This is a genomic window from Bartonella sp. AD328YNZD, assembly GCF_042196425.1.
This window is the reverse complement of the sequence record NZ_JBHIQG010000227.1, coordinates 1-3,896: the sequence shown is the minus strand read 5'-3', so window position 1 is coordinate 3,896 and position 3,896 is coordinate 1. Positions and strand designations below refer to the sequence as shown.

Here is a 3,896-nt window from a genome sequence, read left to right as displayed (position 1 = left end):
TTTAAAACTCTTTGAAAAAAAATGAATTGGTACAAAACCTAGTGGCAAAATATACAAAACCTGCTGGCAAGCTACATCCAGAGATTATCACAGCGTTGTGGAGCGAACAGGGGTTAAAGCTGGTGATGGCGGTTTTGATATCACTGTTAAAGATAAAACAACTTTGACCGGAGATATTATTGAAAGCACAGCCTCGGCGAACAAAAACAGCCTGACCACAGGAAGTATCAATACCAGTGATATCACCAACAGTGAGCATGCTACAGCCAGCAGTCAAGGGTTTAGCATTTCTGGGAATGACACGATAAAAAACATTGCCAAGAATGTTTTAAATCACGGCAAAGCCCATGATGAAGTGGAAGAATATACAAATCCGCTATCAGCGGTGCACCATCATCCTTACTGATATAACTGGACAGAGGGCGATGGGGCAAGATGCTGGACAAATCATAGGCTCTCTTTCAATAACAACATCGCAGCACAGAGCCCATCAGGGCTGTCACACCGATAGATGCCATATCGCGCTTGAGGGCATCGTGCATAATCGCTTAGACATGATCAATGATTTATCGGATAAAATATTTGGATACTGGGACAAAGTGCGTGAAATCGCAAATGTCAAAGAGCATCCTGAGGGAGAAGTTGAGCATGATGAAAATGGCAATGTAATCTATGCAACAGATAAAAATGTAAAACCTATCAAAGACAGTTATGAAAAACCGATAATTCTATACAAATTGATTCAATTAATTCATGGAGCAAAAAATGAAACAAACCTTAAAATTATTAAGTGTGATAACTCTATTGAGTATAGCTGGGTGCCAGTTTAATAAAACTCCCACATCTTCTATAGGGGCATGGGAAAAACTAGGAGCAGATTTTACAGAGGTAGCAAAAGCATTATTAGAATGTGGTATGCCAACTCCTTATGATAAGGTTCCAGAAAGCAGAAAGCTCAGCTACAATGCAAATGAAACCATTGATGCTTACATGCTCCTGTGGAAATCATAAAGCCGAAAACTTGCCCATTTGTCGTCCAGGTGCTATCATATCACAGCGCAGTGTCAAGAAACGCTTAAATAGCCCTTATTGTAAAAAGCATTCAGAACAACTTGAATGCAAATCTTAAGTCTTGCTTCAGCAGAGAAAGTCTTGTCCGTCCTTACGAAAATTTCGCTTGTAACGTGCAAGCAAGTGATTTTAATTAATACAACATGGAACAGGTTTTAAATGATAGAATCCTACAGTATTATTTTTTCCTTCAACATGAAAACAATAAATTATCCTTATAAATCAAACTGATGTGTCATGATGAAGATATTTATGCAAAGAATCTAAAAGTTTTTTTGCGAGTGTTTTAAGAAGTTCTTTGTTTTTCTTAATTTTAGATACAAAATACGAACGCTAAAGTACTAAAAGTAGATCATAATGATAAATAGACGAAACTTTGATGGCGCTTGGTTTTAAAAAAAGGCAATATTTGATTTCACTGTTTGCGCTGGCATTAATTTTGCAATGGCAGATGATAGTTTATTGCATGCAGAATACGGTTATTCAGATTTCGGTACAAAAATTTATAAAGAATATTATCATTAACAGTTATGCGAAACTTTAATGAAAATGAATCCAACTTTAATACACATAATTTTAGTGTGATTTAGTTTAAAAATTCTTATTGAATGCAATATTAAAAGTTTAAGAAGCTTTATTTGCAAAAATTCTTTATTTTTTTGTGAGTGTGTCATTTTTGCTACAGATCTTTCAAAAAAGATGCTCTATATATATTCCATTTTGGATATTTGGAGAGATTTTATGAATACAAAACGTTTAATAACGGCGTCTATTTTTTCTTTAATTTCAGCGTCTACAGCACTAGCTGCTGATGTTATGATTCCTCATCAGCCAGCATCATCGACTGCTTCTACCATTGTTGCACCTACTTTTTCATGGACAGGTCTTTATTTAGGTGTCCAAGCGGGTGGTTTTTCGAGCAAAGCGGATATGGCTCTTGTTGGTCAAGAAAAGAGTTTACCACTGGATAAAGAGTTCTCTCCTAAACTTTCAGGTTTTGTAGGTGGTTTTTATGCAGGTTCTAATATTGATCTCGGTGATAACTTTATTTTTGGCATCGATACGGATTTAATGATATCTGGAAAAAAACACACAAAGACCATTACTATAGGAGCGGCTGATAACACTACAGTAGAAAATGCAGTCGTAAGATCCCGCAGATCCGCAAAACCACAAACATCTCCAACCTCACAAGCAACAGCATTAACAGGAGTACAAACGCAAAAAGACACCTCAAGAACACCTGCAGGTACAGGAACTACAACAGGAGGGACTCCAACAGCAGGATCCACGTCAGAAAAATCTGTTGCAACGCAATCCAGTCAAGCACTAACTAAATCAGTAAATACAGTTCAACAACCACAAACAGGAGCAACACAATCAAATAAAGTAGCAACAACTAGAAGTTCTGGCAATGTCAATTCAACAGTAGAAAAAACAGTGGTAGTGGGAAGGGGAAATTCAGGAGTTTCAACACCATCATTAAAAACGCCATCTGCATCGCCAATACCACAATCAGCATCCTCTAAACAGACGGTGAGTTCAGTGCAATCGCCATCGTCCTCATTGGAAAGATCAGGTACAGGACCGACATCGGTAAGCGGAGTAAATGGATTAAAATCACCTGCACCTAAATCAATATCCTCTACCACAGGAGTAAGCTCACCAGAGCAGTCAACGCTTCTATTGGCAAGATCAGACACAGGAGATCAACCATCAGTAGGAGGAACAAATGGAGTAACTGCGTCTGCAAAATCTGCAGAAACATCATCTGTATCAGCAGGGGCTGTACAAGTGCAAGCTACTCCAACAAAATCGGTTGCTGTAAAACCCGCGCCCTCTATCTCATCAACGGGAACAGAAGCAAGTCAGCCAGCAGCAAAAGCACCTGCATCGGAACAATCATCATTAAAAGAAAGAACAGTACCGAGCGGAGGGACATTTGTCCTCGCGAGATCAGGATCATCTTCTGAAACAGCAAAAGCTTCCAATGGAACAAGCGGAGCTCAACAGGGAGGTCATCATGGCGCCCATGGTAGCGGAAATGCTAATCCGCATGGTGCATCTCATGCAGGTGGGCATGGCTCTGGTGCTAATCCACATGCTTCTCGTTCTCATGGTGGACAGAATATGGCTGGACACGGTGCACAAAGTACACAAGCGGTGGATAAGAACAATTCCAGTGTATATGGTATAGAACAAATAAAAAAGATGGCTTCTGAACTTGGTCTTGGTCAAGAGGATGAAGCTGAAACTTTAAATCATACTTTCAAGCAAAATTGGGGTGGTGCTACACGGGTCCGTATTGGTTTTGCTGCTGATCGCTTTATGCCTTATCTCGCTGGTGGTATTGCTTATGGGCAATTCCAAGACACTGTATCAATATCCGTTAAGGATGAGGATGGAAGAGTCGTTTCTTCTAAGAACTTAGCTGATGAAACAAAAACCATGATTGGTTACACACTTGGTGGTGGCGTTGATTTCTCGCTTCTGGATAATGTGATTGTACGTGCAGAATATCGTTACTCTGATTTTGGTAAAAAGAAATTTGCAAAGGAAAAACTTGAAGTTAACTACAAAACCAATGATTTCCGTGTTGGTGTAGCTTATAAATTCTAATTTTTTAAAGAGTAAATTTCTAAGAGGCTCCACTGTTAGTGGAGCCTTTATTTTTTTAAAGATCACTTTTTGGTTTCTTTTCTTGTGAATTTCATGATAAAGCCCATAGAGTGTGATGATATATTTTCCTGATCGCTGCTTAATACGAATGATAAGCTCGGCTTTCCCTATAGATAAAAACCAGAGTTGCAGGGTTCAGGGAAGTT

Annotated in this window: 3 protein-coding genes and 1 pseudogene; all 4 read left to right on the top strand. The window is 38.9% G+C overall.

What is annotated here, in order from left to right; genetic code table 11:
- Positions 1 to 97 precede the first annotated feature (97 nt).
- Positions 98 to 406: a hypothetical protein gene (locus ACFIO3_RS09680; protein ID WP_375615338.1), complete on the top strand. Its 309-nt coding sequence runs from the start codon at positions 98 to 100 to the stop codon at positions 404 to 406.
- Entirely contained in the window at positions 348 to 830 is a 483-nt protein-coding gene (locus ACFIO3_RS09675) for a hypothetical protein (RefSeq protein WP_375615339.1), read from the top strand. Before ACFIO3_RS09680 ends, ACFIO3_RS09675 begins: the two co-directional genes overlap by 59 nt.
- Positions 766 to 1,129 (top strand): annotated as a pseudogene (locus ACFIO3_RS09670) (hypothetical protein). Before ACFIO3_RS09675 ends, ACFIO3_RS09670 begins: the two are co-directional and overlap by 65 nt.
- Before the next feature lie 683 nt (positions 1,130 to 1,812).
- The gene (locus ACFIO3_RS09665; RefSeq protein WP_375615340.1) at positions 1,813 to 3,690 is read left to right on the top strand and encodes an outer membrane beta-barrel protein; all 1,878 of its coding nucleotides are present in this window, start codon (positions 1,813 to 1,815) and stop codon (positions 3,688 to 3,690) included.
- Positions 3,691 to 3,896 lie beyond the last annotated feature (206 nt).